The 26,358-nt window shown below is 38.0% G+C and carries 19 protein-coding genes; 4 read left to right on the top strand and 15 right to left on the bottom strand.

What is annotated here, in order from left to right:
- The first annotated feature begins 6 nt into the window (after positions 1-6).
- Positions 7-414 (top strand): response regulator, encoded by a 408-nt coding sequence (locus tag EJ994_RS14945; protein WP_126593216.1) that lies wholly within the window; start codon positions 7-9, stop codon positions 412-414.
- A gap of 175 nt (positions 415-589) precedes the next feature.
- On the top strand, positions 590-1,000 hold the full coding sequence (locus EJ994_RS14940; RefSeq protein WP_126593215.1) for a response regulator: 411 nt from the start codon (positions 590-592) through the stop codon (positions 998-1,000).
- Here the strand turns inward: EJ994_RS14940 and EJ994_RS14935 are convergent, their stop codons facing one another.
- Entirely contained in the window at positions 1,001-2,395 is a 1,395-nt protein-coding gene (locus tag EJ994_RS14935; protein ID WP_126593214.1) for a DUF5689 domain-containing protein, read from the bottom strand.
- A gap of 8 nt (positions 2,396-2,403) precedes the next feature.
- The gene (locus EJ994_RS14930) at positions 2,404-5,145 is read right to left on the bottom strand and encodes a carboxypeptidase-like regulatory domain-containing protein (RefSeq protein WP_126593213.1); all 2,742 of its coding nucleotides are present in this window, start codon (positions 5,143-5,145) and stop codon (positions 2,404-2,406) included.
- Between the two features lie 100 nt (positions 5,146-5,245).
- Between EJ994_RS14930 and EJ994_RS14925 the strand changes: the two genes are divergently transcribed.
- Positions 5,246-6,295, top strand: a complete 1,050-nt coding sequence (locus tag EJ994_RS14925; RefSeq protein WP_241240800.1) for an endonuclease/exonuclease/phosphatase family protein — start codon at positions 5,246-5,248, stop codon at positions 6,293-6,295.
- Between the two features lie 91 nt (positions 6,296-6,386).
- Here EJ994_RS14925 and EJ994_RS14920 read toward each other — a convergent pair whose 3' ends face one another.
- From EJ994_RS14920 to uvrC, 9 genes are all read right to left on the bottom strand, one after another.
- Positions 6,387-6,983: a DUF1080 domain-containing protein gene (locus EJ994_RS14920; protein ID WP_126593212.1), complete on the bottom strand. Its 597-nt coding sequence runs from the start codon at positions 6,981-6,983 to the stop codon at positions 6,387-6,389.
- A gap of 10 nt (positions 6,984-6,993) precedes the next feature.
- On the bottom strand, positions 6,994-7,431 hold the full coding sequence (locus EJ994_RS14915) for a hypothetical protein (protein WP_126593211.1): 438 nt from the start codon (positions 7,429-7,431) through the stop codon (positions 6,994-6,996).
- Positions 7,432-7,523: 92 nt separating this feature from the next.
- On the bottom strand, positions 7,524-10,793 hold the full coding sequence (locus EJ994_RS14910) for a TonB-dependent receptor (protein ID WP_126593210.1): 3,270 nt from the start codon (positions 10,791-10,793) through the stop codon (positions 7,524-7,526).
- A gap of 169 nt (positions 10,794-10,962) precedes the next feature.
- Entirely contained in the window at positions 10,963-12,600 is a 1,638-nt protein-coding gene (gene pgi / locus EJ994_RS14905) for a glucose-6-phosphate isomerase (RefSeq protein WP_126593209.1), read from the bottom strand.
- Positions 12,587-13,879: a peptidoglycan DD-metalloendopeptidase family protein gene (locus EJ994_RS14900; protein WP_126593208.1), complete on the bottom strand. Its 1,293-nt coding sequence runs from the start codon at positions 13,877-13,879 to the stop codon at positions 12,587-12,589. Before EJ994_RS14900 ends, pgi begins: the two co-directional genes overlap by 14 nt.
- A gap of 2 nt (positions 13,880-13,881) precedes the next feature.
- On the bottom strand, positions 13,882-14,850 hold the full coding sequence (locus EJ994_RS14895; RefSeq protein WP_126593207.1) for a tryptophan 2,3-dioxygenase family protein: 969 nt from the start codon (positions 14,848-14,850) through the stop codon (positions 13,882-13,884).
- 7 nt (positions 14,851-14,857) lie between these two features.
- On the bottom strand, positions 14,858-15,637 hold the full coding sequence (locus EJ994_RS14890) for a DUF3108 domain-containing protein (RefSeq protein WP_099574272.1): 780 nt from the start codon (positions 15,635-15,637) through the stop codon (positions 14,858-14,860).
- A gap of 335 nt (positions 15,638-15,972) precedes the next feature.
- Entirely contained in the window at positions 15,973-18,213 is a 2,241-nt protein-coding gene (locus EJ994_RS14885) for a patatin-like phospholipase family protein (RefSeq protein WP_241240904.1), read from the bottom strand.
- Between the two features lie 49 nt (positions 18,214-18,262).
- The gene (gene uvrC, locus EJ994_RS14880) at positions 18,263-20,050 is read right to left on the bottom strand and encodes an excinuclease ABC subunit UvrC (RefSeq protein ID WP_126593206.1); all 1,788 of its coding nucleotides are present in this window, start codon (positions 20,048-20,050) and stop codon (positions 18,263-18,265) included.
- Between the two features lie 503 nt (positions 20,051-20,553).
- On the opposite strand from uvrC, the gene EJ994_RS14870 reads away from it, so the two are divergent.
- The gene (locus EJ994_RS14870; protein ID WP_126593205.1) at positions 20,554-21,123 is read left to right on the top strand and encodes a 5-formyltetrahydrofolate cyclo-ligase; all 570 of its coding nucleotides are present in this window, start codon (positions 20,554-20,556) and stop codon (positions 21,121-21,123) included.
- On the opposite strand, the gene EJ994_RS14865 is transcribed toward EJ994_RS14870, so the two are convergent.
- The 4 genes from EJ994_RS14865 to ileS all read right to left on the bottom strand — a co-directional run bounded on the left by EJ994_RS14865 (position 21,102) and on the right by ileS (position 26,263).
- Positions 21,102-21,782: a lipoprotein signal peptidase gene (locus EJ994_RS14865; protein ID WP_126593204.1), complete on the bottom strand. Its 681-nt coding sequence runs from the start codon at positions 21,780-21,782 to the stop codon at positions 21,102-21,104. The genes EJ994_RS14870 and EJ994_RS14865 overlap by 22 nt on opposite strands.
- 32 nt (positions 21,783-21,814) lie before the next feature.
- Complete coding sequence (locus tag EJ994_RS14860) at positions 21,815-22,372, bottom strand: hypothetical protein (protein ID WP_126593203.1); 558 nt, start codon at positions 22,370-22,372, stop codon at positions 21,815-21,817.
- Positions 22,373-22,477: 105 nt separating this feature from the next.
- Positions 22,478-22,861, bottom strand: coding sequence for a TraR/DksA family transcriptional regulator (locus EJ994_RS14855; protein WP_099574267.1), 384 nt, complete (start codon positions 22,859-22,861; stop codon positions 22,478-22,480).
- Positions 22,862-22,864: 3 nt separating this feature from the next.
- Positions 22,865-26,263 carry an isoleucine--tRNA ligase gene (gene ileS, locus EJ994_RS14850; protein ID WP_126593202.1) on the bottom strand — a complete coding sequence of 1,133 codons (3,399 nt, stop codon included), beginning with the start codon at positions 26,261-26,263 and terminating at the stop codon, positions 22,865-22,867.
- Positions 26,264-26,358: the final 95 nt, after the last annotated feature.

Below are 26,358 nucleotides of genomic sequence, written 5' to 3'. Positions count from 1 at the left end.
TTAGTTATGGGTAAGATAGAAAGTTGCTGTATTATTGATGATGACCCCATTTTCATCTATGGGACAAAGCGCATAATGAAAGAAATAGAATTTTGCGAAAACATTATTGTATTTAACAACGGACAAGAGGCCTTAGATGGAATCATGGAAATATCCCAATCTACCTCGAAAATTCCACAGGTTATCTTTCTAGATTTGAACATGCCCATAATGAACGGGTGGGAATTTTTGGACGAGTTTATTAAGATACCTAATAGTAATCTTGAAAAAACCATCGTTTATATCATCAGCTCTTCGGTTGATCCCAGAGATTTGGAAAAAGTAAAGGATTACAAACAACGAGTAAACAATTATATTTTAAAGCCCATTACTCCAAACGACTTGGAAAGTGTCCTAGGCGCACTGACTATTTAATTCGTTCAGATATGAATGCTTAATTGTTGAAGAATTATCCCGTTATTGCTTCTATAAACTAAAATTCTTTAAAAAAAATTAAATAGATAATACTACATCGATTTCGTTATCGCTTTTTATTGTTATCTTAGGTATACTTCTCCCGAATTGAAAATTGAACAGCATAAAATATTTCATGAGTAAGTTTAAAAGTTGTTGTATCGTTGATGATGATGAGTTCTTTGCGTTTCAGACCAAAAAGCTAATGAAAGAGAAAGGCTTCTGTGAAAATGTTCTCGTTTTTTCTGATGGTCAAGATGCAATCGATGGTTTAGTAGGTCTACTCATTGAAAATATTCCCCTACCAGAAATCATACTTTTAGATTTAAATATGCCCAGGAAAGATGGCTGGGAATTTCTAGATGAATTCGTTAAAATACCCCTTTCTCAAAGAGAAAATTGTGCCGTCTACATTGCTAGTTCTTTCGTAAGTCCTAAAAATCTCGAAAGAACGGAATTCTACGATGTAATAAGAGACTATTTAGTTAAGCCTCTTACCAAAGAATCGTTGCAACAAATAATAGAGACAAAGAAGACGCCTTGTTAATCAAAACCGCGCTCCCGGTGAAAAATCCGCAGGGGCATTTTTTGGAGCATTCGTTGTCCCCGAACTCCCGGTATCATTACATATTTCCCATTCGGTAATCGTGTACATACTATTACCCTGCAAGACGGAAGAATTTCGCAGGGCCCTACCATCCTCAAATTCATGATTTGTACCAGAACCATCTTCCCCTACGATACCAAAAACATCTATAACGATACCAAAAGGGTCTACCAATTGTAAATTATCGTCTCCGTTAGAATCTGCTGGAGAGTTTGTGCCCACGGCTACATCAGGAGCAAAGCCATACACTGCCTCAAATTCCATTGCGTTAGGAGAAATGACCAAGGTACTTTCAGAACCAATTTCTATACCAGACAAATCTAGAGAAGAACTGACCTCTTGACTGGCATTGTTGTAGCGCAACAAGGTCCAACCATTTAGGGGTAGTGCAGTATCAGAAGCATTATAAAGCTCTACAAATCTGGCGCCTGCATTATTATTAGGGTCGGCCAGTTCAGAAAAGAAAATATTTGATGAGGTAAATTCGGTAATAAGATCTTCACAACGTTCTTCTTCAAAATTAATATCACTCAATTTGCGAACTATCAATTGATACTCATCTCCTTCTCTTGTTAAAACTCCTGTTATATGGCCCCTACCTGCTGGTAAAAGATTATTTTGAAACTCCGCAAAACCACTAGTTTTAAGTATAAGTTCGTTATCTACGCAATCCACTAATTTTCTTTCGGTTTCCTCCCTTTCCAACGCAAAGGTGGAACCCAACTCTTCCGCTAAAAATTCAACGTTCTCAATGGTAATTAAGGTATTTACCAATGCATCGTTTAATTCTGAAATTGTAGTTGTTGTGGGTATTATGTTGCTGCTTCCTCCACAAAGGACCTTGGTTTGTTCAAAAACAGTGGCGGAGGGAAGTCTGCCCACAATTTCGTTTCCAAAAGAACTAAAAACGCCACCCAACTTAAAAACACCTTTAGATTTTCCCAGATACAAGCCTTTAACATTGAGTAAAACCCTATCCCCTATGTCGTAAAATAAGTAAGAATTCCTTAGGTCTATTTCTATCTGAAAACCATCTGTCGGATTCTCCGCAGCATCTTGGAAATGCAGGACACCAAAAAAATTATTTTCTTGATCAGATGATATAACATATCCCTCTATTAAAAAATCTTCTTGAATTTGAATTGTCTCATCAACATACAGGTTTTTTATATCTAAGAATGTGGCATTAGCGCTCAAAACACTTTCACAGGTAGCATCTGGCTCCTCAAACACCTTGCTTTTAACGCATCCACAAAAACCCATAAGTAAAGAAAACACTAAAAGAATCTTCACAATACTGCTAAACGGTTTATTGATAAAATATTTTTTCAACATAACTTTCTTTAAAAACTAATGGCAACGTTTAGAAAATAAGTGCGTCCGTAACCGTACCAGTACTTTGGCGCAAATGAGGGTGAACCACTTAGGTTGTCTTGTCTTAACTGACCAAAATTTCCATTTCTACTTTGTTCATATCCGCCAGTTCTATAAACCTCATCGAACAAATTATTTACGCTTGCGAAAACCCCAATATATTTTCCTTTCTTCAGCCAAGATTTTCCTCCTACCAAATTCAATAAATAAAAATTATCCAACGGCTTTTGCGCTAGTAAATTATTGACGTTTTCAACCGTAGCATCAGGAAAATTTTCACCTGTTTCTGGATCGACATAAAAACTCGCCGTCCTCGTTATTGTTGAAATATTAGCGTAATTTTTAGCCAGGTAATTCGTTGTTAACGCAATCCACCAATATTTAGGGTCTCTATATTCCATGCCAAGCGCAAAGGCCTGTTGCGGCCCTTGCGCCAACTTATAGTCTTTTATTGCCGCAAATCCTAAGTTCTTGGAACCACTAACGTCAATAAGTTCTTCTTGCGCTGAAGCCGTGTCAAAATTAATCGTAACCAAAGGATCACTAGCATATACATATTTGCCAATTGAGGCAACGGCGGATAGCTTTACCGAAGCTGATAATTGATACTCCAGTCCAAGTTCAGTGCCAAGATGTAACTTATCCAAATCGGTTAAAACTTCTTGAACAAAATCAGAGCCTACACCAGAGTCCACGAAGAAAAAATTAATATCCGTCGTATTTTGAAACCTGGTATAAAAACCCCCGAAACGGCCAGTCAGTTTTGGCATGCGAATAAAGTAATTCATATCGATTGAACTTATACGCTCATCCTGCAGATTTGGGACTATTTCGTTAGATTCCCTTGGGTTGACAAACACATTTTGTAGTAATGGGGCATTGTTCAGCAGCGCACCGTTTACCGCAAGCCAATGCCTCCCCGTAATTTTATAGGTCGCTCCTCCTTTTACGCCAAAATTTGAGAAACTGATAGTACTGCTCTTTCCGAAAGAGTTCTCTAAAAATCGTTCGTTTTCATATAAACCGTTCCGTTCATAACTGTGATTTGCGTAATTGCCAGCAATAAAAGTCTTCAATTTTCCGAAATCGCCCTTTACCTGCGCATACATATTTAAACGATTTACGGCAAACTCATAATTATACCCAAATTTATCGCCCTCCTCCTTTTTTACGTCTTGGAGTATATTATTTCGGGTATCGGAAAAGGTATCGATATCTTCATGAAAAGAGGCGCCCAACAAATCAATGATTTTAGCATAGTTCTTAGACCTCAAATCTGTATTAGTAATACCAAAATCTAGCTTAATTTTATCCGTCAGCTTTAGATTAGCATTTAAACTACTTGTAAATTGTGTATCCGCTACGGTGTCATCATAGAATACGTAAGCGGCTTTTCCATCTAGAGACGTGTTTTCGTTAGCATCGTAAAGCCTTTCCCAATTCAATTGCGGATTTCTTAAGAAACTATTTCTTGCTATTTCTGCGCCTATAAAATTAGCGCCTATAGCACTATTGATATAAAGGCTCGGCAGATATCTATAGTAGGTAGGGTCGGGATTTGGAGCATTAAAATAACCTAATCTACTTCTGGCGTTTATACCGGTTTGATAGGCAAAACCAACGTTTAAATTCAAATTATTGGATTTATGTAGGTAATTAACTAAGACCATGGGTTCAGAAACCTTTCGTTCCCTAGAATTTCTAATATTCCCCTTTTGATTGCCCCAATATGGGTTGTACCTGTTTCCCACTAAATTAAAGACCTCCTCGGTAATGGCTGAAGAGCGTCCTCTTCTATTTACAGCTGAAAACGCTGTCAATGACAGACTGTTCTTTTTGTTTATCTGGTACTCCAGCGCTCCATAAAATGAATACGCATCGTATAAGGTTCCGTCTATATAACCTTCTTTTGCCCATCTCCTAGAGGCGCTGAACATATAGGCCAGCCCATTGCTTTGCATCCCTGAATTATAGGTCGCCATTAACCGACCGGTGTAGGTTCTATTTGAAGCGGAAGATGAAATCCTAAAACCTGGTCTAAGTCCAGAAGGGCGTAAATCAATATTGGTATTACCCAAAATACCTCCAAAAGTAAAATCTGAAGGATTCAAGCCATTAGAGAATTGCTGATTTCTTACCACATCATTTAAACCGCCCCAGTTATTCCACTGTGGTCTACCATTAAAAAGTTTATTCATGCGTATTCCGTTCAAAAGCACCTCACCATGCTCCGCATCGTATCCCCTTACCCTAAAGAAGGCCTGTCCAAAATCAAATGCCGCTCTTGTTAAAAAGACATCTCGTGTTGCCTGAAGCAAACCTAGAGCGTTACCGCTAGATTCATTATCTAGAAGCTCGGAATCTGTTATCGTAATAAGATTATCTTTCTTCTCAAAGGTGATGTCCTTATCCAAGTAAATAGACCCTAGGTCAAGGTTTTTCCCTTCTAAAAATATTGGGATGCGTTTTGTTGTATAACCAGCAAGAGCTATGTTGAGGATAAACTCCCCCTTTTCTGTAATAGTTAAGCTGAAAGCTCCTGTTTGATTAGATCGTACAGTAGTATTGTCTCCTTCAATTGAGACTAGAGCATTAGGCATTGGGGACTTTTCAATAACGTCAAGAACGATACCGACAATTGAAAAATCTTTTTGAGCCATAACCAAGGTATGGTACAGAAAAAGTAGTATAAATAGATAAAATCTATGCATACTTTTGGTTAGCGTTTAGTGTTAATGGTTTTGCAATATATTTATATAAAAGAATAGTAATGAGAAAATTCGTTATTATTTGTGTTATTTTCGTTATAGAATGAAGTTAATTAGACCGTTAGTATTGTATCTAGCCATATTTGCTACAAATTTTGGGTTCTGCCAGGCCGAAAAGAAATACGAACTAAGGACGATTGCCTTTTATAATCTTGAAAACCTTTTTGACACCAAAAATGACACTTTGATCTTTGATGACGACAGGACTCCTAATGGGAAAGACAAGTGGACAGCCCAGCGTTACGAACAAAAATTAGAGCATCTGTCCAAGGTTATTTCTGAGATTGGGTTCAAAATCAATCAAAGTACTCCAGATATAATTGGCGTATGTGAAGTAGAGAACAAACATGTTTTATCGGACTTGATCAATCAACCTTTGCTCAGGAACAGTAACTATGGTATCGTGCATTTTGATTCTCCCGATGAAAGAGGTATAGACGTGGCACTGCTATACAAAAAAGACGTTTTTCTTCCTATAAACACCAACAGCCACAGGTTACTTTTATTCAATGATCTTGAGGAAAGGGATTACACCCGGGACCAACTAGTGGTAGAAGGTCTTTTAGGCGAAGAAAAAATACACCTTATTGTTAATCATTGGCCTTCTAGAAGTGGTGGAGAACTTCGTAGTAGACCTTACCGATTGGCCGCAGCGCAACTAAACAAGAGAATTATTGATTCTCTGAGACGACAGACAGTTAATCCAAAAATTATTGGAATGGGCGATTTTAACGATGACCCTGTAGACCCAAGTTTTAAAAAAATACTCAAGGTAAAAGGAAAAAAGAAAAAACTGGATTCCCTTGATCTTTACGGCCCTATGGAAAAGATGTTCAGAAAAGGAATGGGCTCTCTGGCGTATAGGGATAATTGGAACATCTTTGATCAAATTTATATGACAGCCAATTTGACCACTACCACCAAGACTGGCTATAGTTTTTGGAAAGCAGCTATTTTTACTCCTTCCTATTTAATTGATGATAAAGGAAAATATAAGGGCTATCCTTTGCGCACCTACGCGGGAGGAAACTATATTGGCGGGTATAGTGACCATTTTCCGGTTTATATGCATCTCATTAAGGAAGTAGACTGAATTTGAGCCAAAAAAAGCTATCGCATGTAAAATCCTGTGGATTATAATTTTGAAGGCAGCATTAAGAAATAATGGGGTTTTTAAAAACGAATTATTCTAATTCCGTCAACCTAATATTGCGCCACTTTACCTTTATCCCGCCCCCATCATGTATCTGTAATGCAACCGATCCCTCTCCTGCACCTATTATTTCATCCGTTAGGGTAATCATTTCAGTTCCATTTAGCCAAGACGTTATGGTGTCTCCATCCATCTTTATTTTCATCTTGTTCCATGCTCCCATTTTCAAGACCTTATCCTTTTGCGGGTCAGGTTTTATAAGCCAATTTCTGCCGTATGATTCATAAACACCTCCGGTATCATGGCCTGGAGGGGCAACTTCTACTTGCCATCCACTGACCTTGGTGCCATCTACTGTAGATCTAATAAAAACGCCACTATTGCCGTCTGCTTCTTGCTTAAATTCTAGCTCAAGTATAAAATTCTTATAGTGTTCATTGGTGGCAAAATAGCCGTATTGCTTATCAGGACCACTCTCACAGACCAAAAGACCGTCTTCTACGTACCATAGTTCCGTACCGTAGACCGTCCATCCGTCTAAATTCTCACCATTGAACAGCGCTTTGGTCTGTGCATTCAAGCCAGACGCTAGAAAGAACAGAAGTAAAATATAACAACTCTTATTCACAGTTTATTTATTAAAACCATTGATTCCATGGTATTCTACTAAGGATGAGCAAAAGTCCTATTCCATAAAAAATAGCAATACTTTTAAACTTTTTATCTCCCTCTACAAACTTCTTGTGCCTAGACCAGCCTATCGTAATGGCCACAATGGCCAAAATATTTACTGTTGGATGTTCTACAGCTAAAAGCCGAGCTGCTGAGGTCAATCCTCCCATACCAAACTCCTGAATTGCACTAAAACCGTTTGGAGAAATAATGTATAGTATAAGCCCTATTAATAACTGAATATGACAAAGAATAAGAGCGAAAAGACTAAGTCTCAAATCTTTATTCATATTAAAAATTCTTTTCCCTACTAGGCCGGTAATAGCATTAGCCACTGCAAAAAGTAAAACGGCCAGTGCTATATAGGCCAAATAGGAATGGAGTATTTGAATGGTTTCGTACATCTTGTAATTATTTTGATTCTAAATGTACTGAATTTTGGGCATAAAAAAAGACCCTACATTGCTGTAAGGTCTCCCTTTTTATTTTATTAGTTCTAGTTAAAAATATATCTAAGACCTAATTGTGCTTGCCATCTTGAAGATTGAATACCTTCATCGTCGAATTCTATAAAATCAGGATTACCATTCTCATCCATAACTCCTTGGTTAATGCTAAAAACTGGAACATCACCACTAGAATTAATAGTAGTTAAAGGACTTACTTCACTACGAGCAAATTTCAACCTACCCCAGTCTTTATTTAAAAGATTAGTGAAATTGAAAACATCTGCAGTTAACTGAAGGGTATGTTTTTTACTTCCGACATTAAAGGAAATATCTTGAAGGAATTTCAAATCTACAATATGACTCCATGGTCCTCTTTCGGCATTACGCTCTGCATAACCTCCTCTATTTTCTCTTAAGTAATCAATGCTGTTAATAAAATTATCCAACTGGGCCCATTGTGCAGCTTGTTCAGCATCATCACCGGAAAATTGTATCTGATCAGCCGTTGCAGGAATAAAAATCAAAGCGTTATCCCTAGAGTCATCGTTCAATATGTCACGGCCTTCTCTATAACTAAAACTATAGGGGCTTCCTTGAAAACCTTGGTAGAGTAATGCAATCGTTGTTTTCACATTATCATTCCAAGAAATTTGATATGACGCATCTGCAACTATACGATTACCTAATGCAAAGTCAGAACGAGTAACTGGAAGATTAGGTGAGTTTTTACCGTTAACAGTTAAGATATTTCTCCATTGAGAACTGTTCTGAGATGAAGTACCATCAAATATTTTGTTTGATTCTCCATAGGTATAAGAAACAGATCCTGCAAATCCATTTTCAAACGGCTTTCTCAATGTAAAAGTAGCATTCGTAGCGTTACCACCACCTGTATTGGAAGCAAGGATTATTCTACCATACGTATCATCTATTTCATCACCTCTATCATAAAAAGGTCTGGAGTCAGCTCCTTGATAATTGCCTACTGGTCCTCTTAAGTTCAAATTCTCATAATAGATATCTGTAATTACATCAGTATACAAGAAATCAGCAGAGGCAATTAAATTCCAAAAAGGTAATTTTTGGTCAATAGCAACATTATACTTTATTACTTGTGGTAATTTAAAATCTTCCGCTATAAGATCAATGTTACCTCCTAAGCCGCCTGATCCAGGAGCAACATTTTTGAATTGATTGTTAACATCCGCAACAAAAGGCTGTCCGGCTCCAGGACCAAAGAATGTAGCATCAAAAGCAAATCCACCCGTGACACCATTATTGTTATAAGTTCCACCAGGCCATACCAAAGGTAATCTTGAAGTAAATACTCCTATACCACCTCTTACCTGAGTTGTTCCTTTACCTTCTACATCCCAGTTAAATCCTAATCTAGGTGCAAACATCGCCGTACCTACACCTTGACCAACTCTCGCGCCTTGTAAATTCTTGCCGGCTGCTTCCAATAACGGGATTGTATTCTCATTAAAAGACTCATTAGCTGTTCCATCTTCCCAGCTTGGAATATCAATACGAGCACCTATACTCATCTTAAAATCATCCGTCATCTGAATATCGTCCTGTACATAAAACCCTGCTTGGAAAGTATTAAAGTCAGCAGAACCGTTAGATTCATCTCCTACAGTGCCGTCTCCAACCAAGGAATAACCATGTTGGTATTCGTTTGCAATTTGATTAGTTAAAAACTGATTTAAACCACTGGAGATTAAGTCCCCATTATCATTGAATTGATCTTCAAAAAGATATGAGCCAAAGTTAAAAGCAAAAAATAAGTTTTTAACAGCGGCAAATTCTAGGTTAGCACCCAGAGTTACAGTGTGTTTTCCTGCATAAATTTCGAAGTTATTCGTAATCGTCGTATAATCTGTATTCAATAAGTTTGCTGTTGAAAATGGCTCAGAACCAAAATCAATGGTACCGTCACCATCCTGTATCTCTACAGTAGGAAATGGAGTACCCGAAGGATCACGATCATCCCTTACAGAAGTATGCCCAATAATTAAGTTGTTGCTAAATTTATTTCCAAAACGAGAACTTAGTTCTAAAGCTGTAGAATTAGTATTGGAAACAAAGAATTCGGAACCATTTATAAAGCCTATAGCACGATTTCCTGAACCTCTAGCTTCAAGATTTTCTGCACCTACGTAGCTATGCCTTAAGGATAGATTGTGGTTTTCATTAATATTCCAATCTAATTTAGCAACAAAGGTGTTACTTTCTAGAGTACGTGTATTATTATCAAAAATTCCTGGATTGTAATCAAAATTATTTTGCAAGAAGGAACTTAAACCTGCGAGATCAGCTTCCGAAGAACGACCGGTATAATTACTAAAAATAAAAGGTTGAGGGATTTCGGTTTCATTACGCTCATAATTCATAAAGAAAAACAGTTTATCCTTAATTAATGGACCACCTACTCTTACTCCATACGTGTTGGCCGAAAAGTCGCTTACTTTTTCTGCTTCGTCTCCTTCGTTCAATAATGCTGTTGGTGTTTTTCCAACTAAACCTTCATTTCTCGTAAAAAAATAAGCGGAACCCTCTAAATTATTAGAACCAGAACGAGTAATAGCATTTATTGATCCTCCAGAAAAACCAGATTGTCTTACATCAAACGGAGCTATATTTATTTGAAAAGTTTCAATAGCATCCACAGATAGTGGATTGGCACCTGTCTGTCCCCCATTGGTTCCAGAACCGGCTAAACCAAAAACATCATTGTTCACGGCACCATCAATATAAATTGCGTTATACCTATTATTCTGACCAGCCAGTGATATGGAAAAACCATCATCTCCTTCTGTTAATTGCGCTTGAGGTGTTAGTCTAACAAAATCCGCAATAGACCTAGATGCTGCGGGCGTCGTAGCCACTTGACGCTGAGATATATTAGTGTTTGTTCCTGTTTTGTTCGAACCAAATACACCGTTAGAGACTCCGGTAACCACTACTTCGTCTAAGGCAGTTGCAGATTCCGTGAGGCTTGCACTTATCCTTTCCGTTTGACCCAAATTTAGATAAACATTGTCGCGAACAAAATCGTTAAATCCTACATAGGATATAGTAACTTTATAAGGCCCACCTACACGCATGTTGGCAATCCTATAGTAACCATCAAAATCAGAAATTGCGCCATAAGTAGTTCCTGAGGGAACGTGAACGGCAACTACATTTGCTCCTAATAGTGGTTCTTCGGAAGCGTCTGTAATCTTACCACCCATTGATGATGTGGTAACTCCTTGTGAGAATGCAGATGCCGCAATCAACAGCGCAACAAATGCCAAATACATTTTTTTCATTTCTAGTGTGTGTTAGTTTTTAACTTGCTGCAAAAGTCCTGTATTTTTGAACTTCTAACGTTAAGGGAACGTTAAATCAGCCTCCTTAAATTTAAGTTAAAAATGTTACAACGAATACTGTAAATGAATAAGTTATGAAGTGTTATTAAAAAAATAACGAACAGGCAGTTTAACTCTTAAAATATTGAAGAAGTCGTAACGTAGAGCTATCGTGTTTTGATATTTGCGAACCTTCTATATCTTTAAGTATCGTTCCTGCCAACTGCTTGCCCAGTTCTACTCCCCATTGATCATAACTAAATATATTCCATAGTACCCCTTGTACGAAAATCTTATGTTCGTACAGGGCAATTAAACTACCTAGACTCTTTGGGGTAAGTTTATCTATTAATAGGGTATTGGTGGGATTGTTACCCTTGAATACTTTAAAGGGCGCTAGTTTTTCTATCTCCGTTGCGGACATGTTCTTCTCCTCTAACTCCTGCACTACCTCCTCTTTTGTCTTACCGTTCATGAGTGCTTCTGTCTGGGCAAAAAAATTGGCCATGAGCTTATTGTGATGATCCTCGTTTCCGTGAAGTGAATGCTTATACCCGATAAAATCCGTTGGGATTAATTTGGTCCCTTGATGGATAAGCTGAAAAAATGCGTGTTGTGAATTGGTCCCAGGCTCACCCCATATAATCGTACCCGTCTCATAGGATACCGATTCCCCGTTTCTGTCCACACTCTTACCGTTACTCTCCATAATGCCCTGCTGTAAATAAGCAGAAAATCTGCTCAAGTACTGGGTATAAGGGATGATAGCTTCAGTCTCCGCGCTATAGAAATTGTTATACCATATACTTATTAGCGCCATGACCAAGGGTATATTTTCAGAAAACTCGGCTTCCTTAAAGTGTGTATCCATTTCATTGGCTCCCTGTAACATTTTATCAAACGATTCGAATCCTACAGCTAGTGAAATAGAAAGCCCCACGGCGCTCCATAGCGAAAATCTACCTCCGACCCAATCCCACATAGGGAAGACGTTCTCGCTAGAAATTCCAAAATCGGCTATTTTCTCCGTGTTCGTTGATACCGCCGCGAAATGCTTGGCAATATCTTTTTGTTCGGCATATTGCAAAAACCACTTTTTAATCGTCGTGGCGTTACTCAGGGTTTCTTGGGTGGTAAAAGTCTTGGAAACAACAACGAATAAAGTAGTCTCCGGATTCAGTTTCTTTAAAACTTCTTGCGCGTGATCACCATCAACATTGCTTACAAAATGAAGGTCTAAATGGTTTTTATAGAATTTTAAAGCTTCTACGACCATCGCCGGCCCTAAGTCAGAACCACCGATACCAATGTTCACTACATCGGTAAAGGCTTTTCCGGTATATCCTTTTTGCTCGCCATTGATAATTGCATCACTAAAAGTCTTCATTTGCTCTTTTACCGCATAGACCTCTTGTACTACATTTTTCCCATCCAATATAACCTCATCATTTGCTCTTGCCCTTAATGCGGTATGTAGCACGGCCCTACCTTCGGTCTCATTAATTGTATCTCCCGAGAAGTACTTCTGAATGGACTCTTTCAAATCTATTTCTTTGGCCAATTCCAAGAGCAGTTTTAAGGTCTGCTGATCAATTCTATTCTTTGAAAAGTCCAGCAAAAAATCATTCCATTTGATGCTCAAGTTATCCGCTCTGCCATCTTCTAAAGCAAAGAGTTCTTTTAGATGTGTGTTTTTTATAGCGGAATGATGTTCTTTTAATTTTTTCCAGCTATTGGTCGTGGTAGGGTTTATGCTATTTAGTGACATTTTCTTCGTTAAGTGTTAGTAAATCTTCCTCTTCAGGTTCAGGTTCTGGATATACAATACAATCCAACTGATCCTTAATTGGCGCTATATAAGCAAAGTAATCAGGTCTCAAAGGTTCGGCCAAGGGTTCGGCCAAGGGTAATTTTTCTCTTAGGGGATCTACTTGTCTCCCATTTTTCCAAAAACGATAACATACATGGGGACCACCAGTATTACCGGTCATTCCGATCCACCCTATGACATCTCCCTGACGTACAAACTCTCCTTTTTTTACTTTTTGAGCCTTCATATGCAAGTATTGTGTGGAGTAGGTGCCGTTATGCCTAATTTTGACATACTTCCCGTTTCCACCCCTGCGGGTAGACTCTGTAACCGTGCCATCTGCAGTGGCCAAAATAGGGGTTCCTATAGGTGCGGCATAGTCGGTACCCTTATGTGGACGCAATTTATACCCATAATACCGTATTCGCCTTTTTAGGTTATACCTAGATGATATTCTGCTGAATTTAACCGGAGCCCTTAAAAATGTTCTTCTTAAATTGTTAGCCTCCTCATCAAAATAATCTACAATACTTTTTAAGGAATCATTCTCATAGGCAAAGGCATAAATTGGTCGGCCGTTATGTTCAAAATAGGCAGACTCTATTGGTTCCACTCCTGCGTAAATGGAATCATTAATATATTTCTCCTTGTAAATGACCTTAAACTTATCTCCCTTCTGTAGCCTGAAGAAATCAATGGTCCAAGCATATATTTCCGATAAATTATTGGTTACGTTGTAATCTATACCTTGGTCCAATATAGCTTCGGATAAAGAGGTCTCTATGATTCCGGAAGCTTCACGTTCTACATATTTTACCTTCTTCTTATTTCTATAGGCCAGCACACTGTCCCTTAAGTCAACAACGGTATAGTTTATGGGATCGTTCTCATAGATAAAGACTTGAGCTTTTTCCACGGTATCCTTGGATTTCAGAATTAGATAGGGTTTCCCCACTCTAATTTTACGCACGTCAAAAGTATCCCTGTACTCTTCGGTTATCTTTACAATTTTAGGATAGTCCACCTTGTTTTTAAGCATTAACTCTCCAAAACTATCGCCATACTTAATAGTGTCTTGCTGAACGGTAAAGTCTTCTAAATTAAACCCAAAATGGGTTATTACAGGGTCTTCTACAGGACTGATTTTTAAGGCCTCATAATCAACTTTCACCTCTTTATCTTCCTTACACGAAAACACCACTGTTAATGCCAATATTATGCCCCAATATTTTTGCATTCCTAATTACTTATTTTATCAGGGTTAAAAATATGGTCTACCCATTGCTTACCCCATTCATTCAACTCTTGTTCTGTATAAATCTTCGGAAAAAAAACTATTTTCTGAAAACTAGGGGGAAGATAATTTTTCCAGTTAGTACCCCCCGTAGCATCTAGATTTCCCGATTCTTTCCCTAAATACCGATGTGCAGAACCCATATGCATCAAAGGCCAGTTCACATTTGCATTTACATCCAGACTCTTTAAAGCTTCTACCAATTCCGTATTTTCCCGATGCTCTTTTGAAAGCGACAGGTATTTGTGGTAAATGGTGCTATCCTTAACTTGTTTGGAAATTCGGATAAGACGTGGCGTGTATCTATATTCAAACTGTTTTAACGTAAGCGTCTTTTCACCCGTTGCAATATCTGTAGCTCCCTTTTTCCAATAGATATTCTCATAAAGTTCCTCAATAGAATTTTTAGACGAGAAATCTCCTCTTTTTGTATGATGGACCAAATTCTCCAAAGGCGTTGCATAGAGCTCTATCATCCTATACTGAGCGGATTGGAAACCACTGGCCGGGAGCAAAGCCATTCTGTATTGTAGAAATTGTTCGCGCTCCATTCCCTTTATCATAATACCAAAGGAGGAGATCAAAGCGGTATAATAGCTGTTTATCCGTCTTACCTTTTCAAGAAAAAAATCTATCCGCTGGGATTTATCGTCAACAAGTTGTTTTTGCTCGTGTAAGATGAGCTTAAAGTAAAGCTCCGTAATCTGATGGTACATGATGAAGATTTCCTCATCGGGAAAGTGCGTTCTGGGAACCTGGAGACTAAGTAGCGTATCTAAGTGAATATAGTCCCAATACGTAAGATAGCGTTGGTATAATAAGCCGTCTAGATAGGAGCTGAGATCTTGGCCTGAATCTTTATATTTTTCTTCAAGTTTTAAGATTTGAGATTGAATCTTCTCCTTTTCCTCCATTATTAAACTAATCCATTACTATCTTAAATTGATGTTTTAGACCATTATATCCATCTAAATCGGCTTTTATGGCTCCAACGGCCAAATCTGCCTTTATCCTAATTGGTATCCTATTGTCATCATTGGAAACCCAAAGCGATAAACTTTCCTGTTCCTTAAAGACTCTCCCGGATTGCACTAATGGTCTAAACTTAAGACATTCTACTTTACCATACTTGGTGCGGACAATTTCTTTTCCTAAATACTTTAGCTTAAAATTGAAAATACCGTCATCATCGTAGAGCATTTTTAAATCTATGGTTTCCCCTTTGGTCAAATCCTTAGGAGAATAATTGTTCCTAAGAAAATAGAAAGCAGAAATTAAATCTTGAATGCTGTCCTGTAAAGCAAAATTAAACTTTTTCTTGTTCTTCTTATCATTTAGAACAGCTTTGTCCTTCTCATGGTCAAAATTTATCTCTACATCTTTAGTATAACCCCCTTCATTAATTTTTCTGATGAATCTGTAGGGTTTACCATCGTGCTTATCAAAATAGCTTTCGTAGGTATCGTCTACCTTAAAAAACCAGCTGGCAACGCCGGTAGTTTCGCCATGACCCACAACATGATACACCGGTATGGAATCTATTTTGGCGTTCTTCACCTGTAATGTTGCGTAACTAGCATTCAAGAATCCATAATGCATTCTAAATTTTAGCCATTCACCGGAATCAAAAGCCGACTGCGTGTTCTGAGCGCTTAAACCATAAAAAGCTACCAAACAAATTATTAGAAAAGTTCTTTTCATAACAAGGGGTTTACAGGTTAAAATTACAAATTGAAATAGTACCTATACTATACTTAACAGTATCTTAAACAAATTTTATTCCAAAGTATTGTACAAAAAAAGCCCAGTTTTAAAACTGGGCTTTTCCTAAATAACCAACCAAACTTTAAATTATGAAAAACCAATACTTAAAGTTGTAAGGGAACCACCCCTTACAAGAGTAAAAATAATACAACAAACCGGTAGCCACGTAGGTTTTAACGTACTTTAACGCTCACCTTAACAGTAATTCACACTTGGCAGCTTTTATTGGGAAATTGTTAAGATGTTTTTGAGGGCATCTGCAGCTCTTAACCCTAGAACCAATATCCAAGACTGAAGAAGATATTGGAATTATCTCCTTCTGGCGACCAAGAATAAATCACCTGAACCGGGCCTAGGAAAGATTCCCAACCATAACCAACACCATAGCCCGAAAAGTCCGGGCTAGTAAACCATTCACCTGTTCTGAATATATCATCTTCTACGTTCGCAAAATTTGCAGCGAACAAAAAATGATTTTTCTTGGCAAATTCATAGTCTAACCTTGCATACGCCTTTACAAAACTATTTCCTGGCAAACTTAAAAAGTCGTACCCATAAAAAGGAATAAAATTGTTAATTAAATTAGTGCCAAAACCACCAAGGACAAAGTCGAACGAAGTAACACTAGAAGTCCCCAGCTTAAAGCCGCCTTCTGACTCTACATTAAGGGACAGGTTTTTAGCCAAGGGAAAAGCCATTCCCATTCTTGCCTTTGAAACAGAAAAATCTTTAAAATTTTCATTAAAATCCGACGATAACAGATAATAATGAAAGTCACCGTCAAAAAACAATCCTTTAGTAGGGAAGTATTTATCGTCATAGGTGTCTAATCTCAAATTACCGTAGGTGCTGAAATAGTTGCTTTTTTCAAACATGGCCCGCTCTGAAGAACCTAGAGTAAGTGCGTTCTCTGCAGGTGCGTTAGAGAAGTCCGCTAAAGTTCTAGAACTGTATTTTAAAAATTTATGCTCAACCCCCAATTCGAAAGCAAACTCTTCTTTTAGCACAGTTTGCACATATATCTGATTGGTAAAATCCGTGACATCCAGATTTATAGTGTTAACATTGGTACCTATGGGAACATCAAAATTATTCCTTATGATATTGAAGTCTATTTCTTCTTCAAAATCATTGAATCTAGAATTTATCCCAAAACTCCAATAGCTCCCTTTGTCTATATAATATTCAAAATTATACCTCACATTGTCCCCCAAAATTAAATCAAATGAGACCACATCATTTTTAAAGGCCAAATCTTTCTTGGTAAAATTAAGAATGGCAGCACTTTTGTATAAATCGTCATAATGCGCGCCGATTCTCAGAAAAGTTTTGTTAGGAGATTCTTCAAGTCTTAAAATTAAATCTTCCCCAAGACCATTTGAAACCAATTTGTATCGGTTAGTGCTAAAATTACCTGTGGCGGAAAGATTGCTTATTCCTTGCTGTAATTTCTTAAATGTAACCTTCTCACCTAATTTAAACCTAAGTTTTCCCTTAACATATCCTCTGGTATGATTATCATCTCCGGTAATCATCAATCTATTTATCATGATAGAATCATTTAATCCTATAGCAGTGAACGGTTCTTTATCCTTTATCGAGTTTGAAGCGATTTTCTGCAATTGACTAAACTTTTGAACCGCAGCTGCCTCTCCGCTCTTTATTATTTCATTCGCCTTATTGAACTCTATGACCGAATAATTTTCAATTTGAGGTTTGATGTAAATATCCGTTTTGGCCTTTTTCTCGACCATATCCTCCACAGTTCTGTAATTATTGATCTGTAATAGGATTTCCGTGGCCGAAAGTAGCTCCTCTCTATTGGACAGTCCGTGCTGAACGTCAACACCGATAATTACATCAGCGCCCATTTCTTTTACTTTGTCTATAGGATAGTTATTGACAACACCGCCATCTATTAGAACCTTATCATCTATCGTGGAAGGCTCAAAAAGAGAAGGTAGTGTTCCGCTAGCCATAATTGCCTCTGGCAAATAACCCGAATTCAGCACCACTTCTTTGCCGGTTTCAATATCAGTTGCCACACACACAAACGGAATAGGCAACTGCGAAAAATCATCTGTATCCTTTACATGGTACAGAAGACGTATAAGCTCGTTATAAATATTTTGACCACCAGAATAAGCGGGAGGTACTGCAACTTTAAAACCATCAAAAGGCAATGTTAATGCGTAACGTTCGGAGTCTTCCTTCTCATAGAACGTTTTCGCATTTCTAGGTAGGTTATCCTGTATAAGACCATAGAAATCGGTATTTCTAAATAAGGAATCTAGTTCTGATGCAGAATATCCCGAGGCATATAAAGCCCCTACTATGGCACCCATGCTAGTACCTCCTATATAATCTATCTGCACGCCAGCTTCTTCAATTACCTTTAAAGCACCAATATGCGCTAGTCCCTTGGCCCCGCCTCCACTTAAAACTAAACCAACCTTAATATCTTTTGAGTCATTGGATACCTGGGCGCTTAATGTTGAACCTAAGCAGAACATGGCCAACAGATAGACCATCCTTATCTCTAAGATGCCAGTGACTATTTCCTTAATGAAAGGTCTCATAAACAATTTTGGCTTTGGCCGCTCCAATGACTTCCGTTATACTTGGCAATGATGCTTCTTTTATCCTTTTTACGGACTTAAAATTCTTCAGTAACTCTTTTGCCGTTTTTTCTCCTATTCCCTTAATGCCCTCAAGTTCGGAATTTATTGCGGCTTTACTTCTTTTATTTCTGTGAAAAGTAATCCCGAATCTGTGTGCCTCGTTACGCAATTGTTGAATTATTTTTAGGCTTTCAGATTTCTTATCCAAATAAAGCGGTATTGGGTCTTCGGGAAAGTAAATTTCTTCAAGCCTTTTGGCTATTCCAATGATCGCGATTTTACCCCTTAACCCTAAAATATCCAAGCTTTTCAAAGCCGAGGACAACTGCCCCTTTCCACCATCGATAACAATGAGCTGTGGCAAAGGCACTTCTTCCTCTAACAATCTTTTATACCTTCTGTAAACCACCTCTTCCATTGAAGCAAAATCATCCGGTCCTGTTACGGTTTTTATATTATAATGTCTATATTCTTTTTTAGATGGTTTCCCGTTTCTAAATACCACGCAGGCCGCTACAGGATTACTCCCCTGTATATTACTATTATCAAAACATTCTATATGCCTAGGTTCCGAAGATAACCTTAAGTCTTTCTGCATTTGAGCCATAATTCTATTGGCATGCCGGTCCGGGTCTATAATCTTTATTTGATTAAATCGCTCTTGCCTAAAAAACTTCGCGTTTCGCTCGGAAAGCTCCAATATCCTTTTCTTATCACCCAACTTTGGAAGCGTAATTTTCAAATCCGTATCTAGTGTTACCTTAAAAGGAAGGTAAAGCTCCTTGGACTTGGAATTAAAACGCTGTCTAATCTCAACAATGGCCAATTGTAAAAGTTCTTCGTCTTTCTCGTCCAATTTTTTCTTTATTTCCATCGTATGTGATCGGACGATGGATCCGTGCGAGAGTTGAAGGAAATTCACATAGGCAAACGCATTGTCCGAAATAATGGAGAATACATCCACATTACTGATCTTAGGATTTACAATGGTAGATTTTACTTGATAATTTTCTAAGATATCTATCTTTTCCTTTATCTGCTGGGCCTCCTCAAAACGCATTTCCGCAGCCAAAGTTTTCATTTGACCCTTGAAGTATTGTAAGGAAGATTTAAAGTTCCCCTTTACAATCTCCCTGATATCAGAAATTTGCCTGTTGTACTCCTCCTCTGTCTGGAGGTCTTCGCACGGGCCCTTACAATTTCCTAAATGGTATTCTAGACAGACTTTGTACTTCCCCGCCTCTATTTTTTCTCGGGAAAGATCATACTTACAGGTTCGTAACGGATAGACACTCTTTATAAGATCTAACAGTGTGCGAACGGTTTTCATGCTTGTATATGGGCCAAAATATTCAGAACCGTCCTTTATCAATTTCCGGGTTGGAAACAGCCTCGGAAATCTTTCGTTCTTTAAACAGATCCAGGGATAGGACTTGTCATCCTTAAGCAGTACATTATAGCGTGGTCTATACTTCTTTATAAAATTATTTTCCAGTAATAATGCATCCGATTCTGTAGGAACTACGATATGCTTAATGGTCTCTATTTTCTTGACCAATACCCTAGTCTTCCCATATTCATGATTTTTGGTAAAATAGGACGATACTCTTTTTTTTAAATTCTTAGCCTTGCCTACATACAATATGGTACCCTCCAAATCATAAAATTGGTATACTCCCGGACTTGTAGGGAGCGAAGTTAATTGAACATCAATAGGGATTTTAGACATAAATAAAGAGGTAGAATCTTGCTATTATAAAATATAGTTCAAATTACTCTGTTTTGGCAAACTGGAAACAAATTTTCTGGCTTTTAACGAAATACATCGATAATTTTCAACCTGACTTTGTAAAAAAAGGTGCCAGCCCTACATTTTAAAAGATTTTTATTTTGTCTGTCTTTGTAACCAAAAATTGTATTACGCCTTAGCAATAATTACACTTATTATAAATTATTGAAAATCAATATATTATGTTTTAACTTATTTCCGCTCATTGATAGTAAAGTTAATTTTTTCAAAAAAAACTGCTTTTAATCGATAAAAACGAACACTTCAAGGAAGATTGACAATTATTTTACCTACATTTAACACAGAACAAAACCCCGGTTATATGGAAAGTTATATTATCACTTTAGGAACTTATTTGATTTTAATGTTGTTCTTCAAAGTATTTTTTGCTGTTGCAGGAAAAGAATAAATAAATAGAGCATGAACATAATCGTTTTTCAACCATGTTGAAGAAAGATTTACGCATAAAATATTCTGAGCTCAGAAAATCGCTTACCCCTGCGCAATTAGCTTCACAAAGCTTAAGCATTTCCAATAACGCACTTCAACTTCCTATTTGGTCATTTGACTACTACCATATCTTTCTCCCCATACAAGAGAAAATGGAAATTGATACAGTGAACATTATATCCATCTTACAAGGCAAGGACAAGAACATCGTCGTACCTAAAATTAAAGCTAAAACTTCCTTAGAACATTATTTATTAACCGACAGTACGCTCTTTGTAACGAATAGTTGGGGAGTGCCCGAACCAGTGGACGGTATCCTTATAGAGCCAAAAAAAATAGATGTCGTCTTCTTACCATTACTTGCTTTTGACAAAATGGGCAACAGATTAGGTTACGGCAAGGGGTTTTACGATCAGTTTTTAAAGGAATGCAGGCCCGACGTGCTTAAAATTGGGCTTTCCGTTTTTGAGGCAGAAATTGGTATTGACGATGTGAATAATGATGACGTTCCTTTAGATTTTTGTATTACACCAGAAAAGAATTATACTTTTAAAGCATCCTGATCATCACTTGTTTCGGAAGACTCCAAAACAGTCTCATTTTCTTCATCTTCTTTCTTAAAAGCCCTCTTATTAAAAACGAGCAGTATTCCAACTCCCGTACTTATGGCCGTATCCGCTATATTAAAAACGGGCTCAAAGAATCTAAAATTCTCTCCCCCAAAGAACGGCACCCATTGAGGCCAAGTAGCATCGACCATTGGGAAATATAACATATCTACCACCTTGCCATAAAAGAGTTGTCCATAGGGTTCACTAGAAAATAAACTGGCCACCTCATTGTAACTATCATTAAAAACAACACCGTAGAAAACCGAATCCAGAATGTTGCCCAAAGCACCGGCAAAAATCAAGGAAACCGCCACAATCAAAGTTCTAGAAGACTCCTTTTTAATAACATCGTAAAGCCAATAACCTATTCCGAAAATAGCGAACAGCCTAAAAATAGTGAGAATCAATTTTCCTATACTATCCGATATGGGAAGTATATCACTCAACTTAGCGCCCCATGCGGCACCTTCATTTTCAATAAAGAGTATCTTGAACCAATTAAATACATCTACCGATTCCCCTAGAACAAAATGTGTCTTGATATAGATTTTACTCCATTGGTCTATGATAAGAATCAATATTATGAGTAAAACCGATTTTTTAATGTTCATGGCGCATTTTTCAAAGGGCAAAAATAGAAATATTATTCGGTTTTATATAGTTTGATATTTCCCGTAACCGTATTCAACTCATATTGGTGTGGACCAAAAGGAATAGGGTTATCGCTCACCTTACCATATTTGCTTTCCGCCTTTATCCTTGCCGCTCTTTCATGGATTACAATATTACCACTTTGTGTTTTAACCTTAGTATGCTCGCCAATATTCCTAAGTTCACAAGATCCGTCTGAAAGTGTTATGACCAACTCTTTATAATTTCCATCAGCGATTACTCTTGCATGGGTTCCAAAAAGCCTTACGTTCTTAAATTCAGGTATAGAAATATTCAAGGATATTGAGACTACTTTATGAGCACTAAGTTTATCGTTGGGATTCTTAAAGCCTGGTGGGAAACCGGCATTTACTGTTAAGGTATTGCCCTTCTCCACGAGTGTTAATTCTAAATCCTTGCTATACTCCCCATCCATTTGGGCTTCAACACTAATTTTCTCAGAGGCTACGGTGCTTAGGCTAACTTTAAAACAAGCGTTAGCCGCTATCTGTATATGAGAAATAGTAGGATCTAGTATACTCTTTTCCACGCGCTTTTGAGCAAAACCTGAAAAACAATATGTAACTAAAAAAAATAATTGGAGAACTTTCAAAAGGAACTAAATTAAAAACGCCCTTTAAAAAGGGCGCTCCGTTTATTTTTGCATGTTCTTGGCTTCGATGCTCAGCGTAGCATGCGGAACCAATTTTAGGCGTTCTTTATTTATTAGTTTTCCGGTTACCCTACATATGCCGTAAGTCTTATTCTCTATGCGCAGGATTGCATTCTTTAAATCCCTTATAAACTTCTCCTGTCTTATCGCTAATTGGGTATTTGCCTCCTTACTCATCGTCTCGGAGCCCTCTTCAAAAGCTTTAAATGTAGGCGATGTATCGTCCGTGCCATTATTACCATCGTTCATATAGGCGCTTTTTAGGAGCTCTAAATGACTTTTCGCTTTCTCTATCTTTTCTTCAATAAGCGATTTGAATTCCGCTAAATCCTTATCGGAGTATCTTACTTTTAAATCTTGTGCCATTTTTTAATGTTTTTCTATAAACAATTTAGTGTTCACCTCATCAAAGGCAATATCAGTGCCCACCTCTAATTTTTCTTCTAAATCGAGTTCTGCCGTCAGCGTTTCTGTCTTAATGTATTCCATATTGCTGGAAACCGCCTGTTCTACAAAACCGTCCTTTAAAATCTTCACCGCTATTTTATCGGTAACTTCAAAACCAGATTCCTTCCTCAAGTTTTGAATTCTGTTCACTAATTCCCTAGCGATGCCTTCTTTTCTAAGATTATCGGTAATGGTAATGTCCAGGGCAACTGTAATCTTGCCTGAATTTGCCACTAACCAACCTTCAATATCCTGAGAGCTAATCTCTACATCCTGTAACTGTAAAATACTATTTTTATTTTCTAGTTGAATGGTTAATTCGCCCTGCTGTTCAATTTTTTGGATATCCTCCTGTGTAAAGTTGCTTACCAACTGGGCAACTTGCTTCATATCCTTCCCGTATTTTGGACCTAAGGTCTTAAAATTAGGTTTTATGCGCTTGACCAAAATCCCCGAAGCATCGTCTAAAAGTTCTATTTCCTTCACGTTTACTTCTGATTTTATCAAATCTGAAACGGCAAGAATATCTTTTTTATCGTTTTCATCAAGGACGGGAATCATTATTTTTTGTAGCGGCTGTCTTACCTTTATCTTTTCCTTTTGACGTATAGATAGTACAAGGGACGAAATAGTCTGGGCCTTGCTCATCTTGGTTTCCAATCCTTTATCGATTAAACGGCTATCCGCCACCGGAAAATCTGCCAAATGAACGCTCTCCGAATTTTCAGAATTGGTTGCGCCCACTAAATCCCTATACAATTGGTCCATAAAAAATGGAGCCACAGGGGCAGATAGCTTAGAAATTGTCACCAAACAGGTATAGAGCGTCTGGTAAGCGGCAATTTTGTCTTTCTGGTAGTCTCCTTTCCAAAAACGTCTTCTACAGAGGCGAACATACCAATTACTTAGATGCTCTTGAACGAAATCCGATATGGCCCTTGTTGCCTTGGTAGGCTCATAATCGGCATAAGAGGCATCCACTAACTGTATCAACGAGTTCAGTTCCGATAAAATCCAACGATCTATTTCAGGTCTTTCCGAAACCGGTATGTGCTCCTCGGCATAAGAAAATGCGTCTATATTCGCGTACAATGCAAAGAAGGAATACGTATTGTATAAAGTTCCAAAGAACTTACGCTTTACCTCAACGATACCATCCGAATCGAATTTTAAATTATCCCATGGGTTGGCATTACTGATCATATACCAACGGGTAGCGTCCGCACCATGCTCGTCCATAGTCTCAAAAGGGTCTACGGCATTACCTAGACGCTTAGACATCTTTTTGCCCTCTTTATCCAATACCAAACCATTGGAAACTACATTTTTATAGGCTACCGAATCAAAAACCATGGTCCCGATAGCGTGAAGCGTATAAAACCAGCCACGAGTTTGGTCTACTCCTTCTGCAATGAAATCTGCCGGAAAGGTTTCACCTTTATCAATCAAATCCTTATTCTCAAAAGGGTAGTGCCATTGCGCATAGGGCATGGAGCCACTATCGAACCACACATCTATCAAATCACTCTCTCGTCGCATAGGTTTTCCCGTGGCCGAGACCAATGTAATCTGATCTACAATATTCTTATGTAAATCTATTTTCTCATAGTTGTCCTCGGACATATCACCAATGACAAAATCCTCAAAAATATCTTTTTCCAATACTCCTGCAGAAATGGCTTTCTCCATTTCTGCCTTTAACTCTGCCACAGAGCCTATCATTAATTGCTCAGAACCATCTTCCGTACGCCATATCGGTAAAGGAATTCCCCAATAACGGGAGCGCGACAGGTTCCAGTCATTTGCATTGGCCAGCCAGTTTCCAAATCTGCCCTCTCCAGTGGCTTTTGGCTTCCAATTTATAGTCTGATTAAGAGTGAACATACGGTCTTTTATATCCGTCACCTTAATAAACCAAGAATCTAAAGGATAGTATAGAATCGGTTTATCGGTTCTCCAACAATTGGGATAACTATGCACGTATTTCTCTACCTTAAAAGCCTTGTTCTCTTCCTTAAGCTTAATCGCTATTTCAACATCAATAGAACGTTCCGGGGCCTTACCATCTTCGTAGTATTCGTTCTTGACATATTTTCCGCCAAATTCTTTTAATTCGGGTCTAAATTTACCTTGCAAATCCACTAATGGCACGGTGTTCCCATTCTCATCCAATACCAATAATGGCGGAATTTCCGGAACGGCCTGTTTAGCGACCAAAGCATCATCGGCTCCAAATGTGGGTGCTGTATGCACTATACCCGTACCATCTTCAGTGGTCACGAAATCCCCAGCAATGACACGAAAAGCGTTTTCGGCATTTTCATAAGGCAAGACATAGTCGATAAGCTGTTCATATCTGATTTCCAGTAAATCTTTTCCTGTAAATTCCTTGACTATATAAAACGGAATTTTTTTGTCTCCTGACTTGTATTCCAAGAGTTGCGGCTTTTCTTTAACCTCGTAGAACTTACCCGAAAACTGCTTGTTCACCAAATTTTTGGCCAGTATCACATTTATAGGCTCAAAAGTATACTGATTGTACGTTTCAACTAAAACGTAATCAATTTTTGCACCTACGGTCAAAGCCGTATTAGAGGGAAGCGTCCACGGTGTGGTCGTCCATGCTAAGAAATAAATATCCCCTTCGTTCTGTAAAAAATCCGGTAGCGTCTCCTCAACGGCTTTGAACTGGGCTGTTACCGTAGTATCGGTTACATCTTGATAGGTGCCTGGCTGATTAAGCTCATGAGAACTAAGCCCGGTACCAGCCTTTGGTGAATAGGGTTGTATGGTGTACCCTTTATATATTAGACCTTTATCGTAAATCTGTTTTAACAACCACCATACCGATTCCATGTATTTGGACTTGTAGGTAATATAGGGGTCTTCCATATCAACCCAATAGCCTACTTTTTCGGTCATGCTATTCCAAACATCGGTATAGCGCATCACGGCTTTTTTACAGGCAGCATTGTATTCTTCTACGGATATTTTAGTGCCTATATCTTCTTTGGTAATGCCCAATTCCTTTTCAACACCCAACTCAATGGGCAATCCATGGGTATCCCAACCAGCCTTTCGCTTTACCTGAAATCCTTTCATGGTCTTATATCTAGGAAAGATATCCTTGATCGTACGTGCCATAACGTGGTGTATTCCGGGCATTCCGTTGGCAGAAGGTGGTCCTTCAAAAAAAACATAGCGTTCTTTTCCTTCTCTAGAGGAAATACTTTTTTCAAAAATATCCTTCTCTTTCCAGTAGCTTAGAACTTCTTCTGCAACCTTTGGTAAATTTAATCCCTTATATTCTTCGAACTTCATACGAAATACTTATGGTACTGGGTTTTAAGGCTGCAAAATTATAAAATTTTGATTTAATGAGACCCCTATTATCCCAATGAAATCGGCCACATCAT

Origin of the sequence: Maribacter sp. MJ134 (assembly GCF_003970695.1) — a bacterium.
In the GTDB taxonomy this organism is placed as follows: domain Bacteria; phylum Bacteroidota; class Bacteroidia; order Flavobacteriales; family Flavobacteriaceae; genus Maribacter.
The sequence above is the reverse complement of the archived record's forward strand: the minus strand, read 5'-3'. Positions and strand labels throughout refer to the sequence as shown.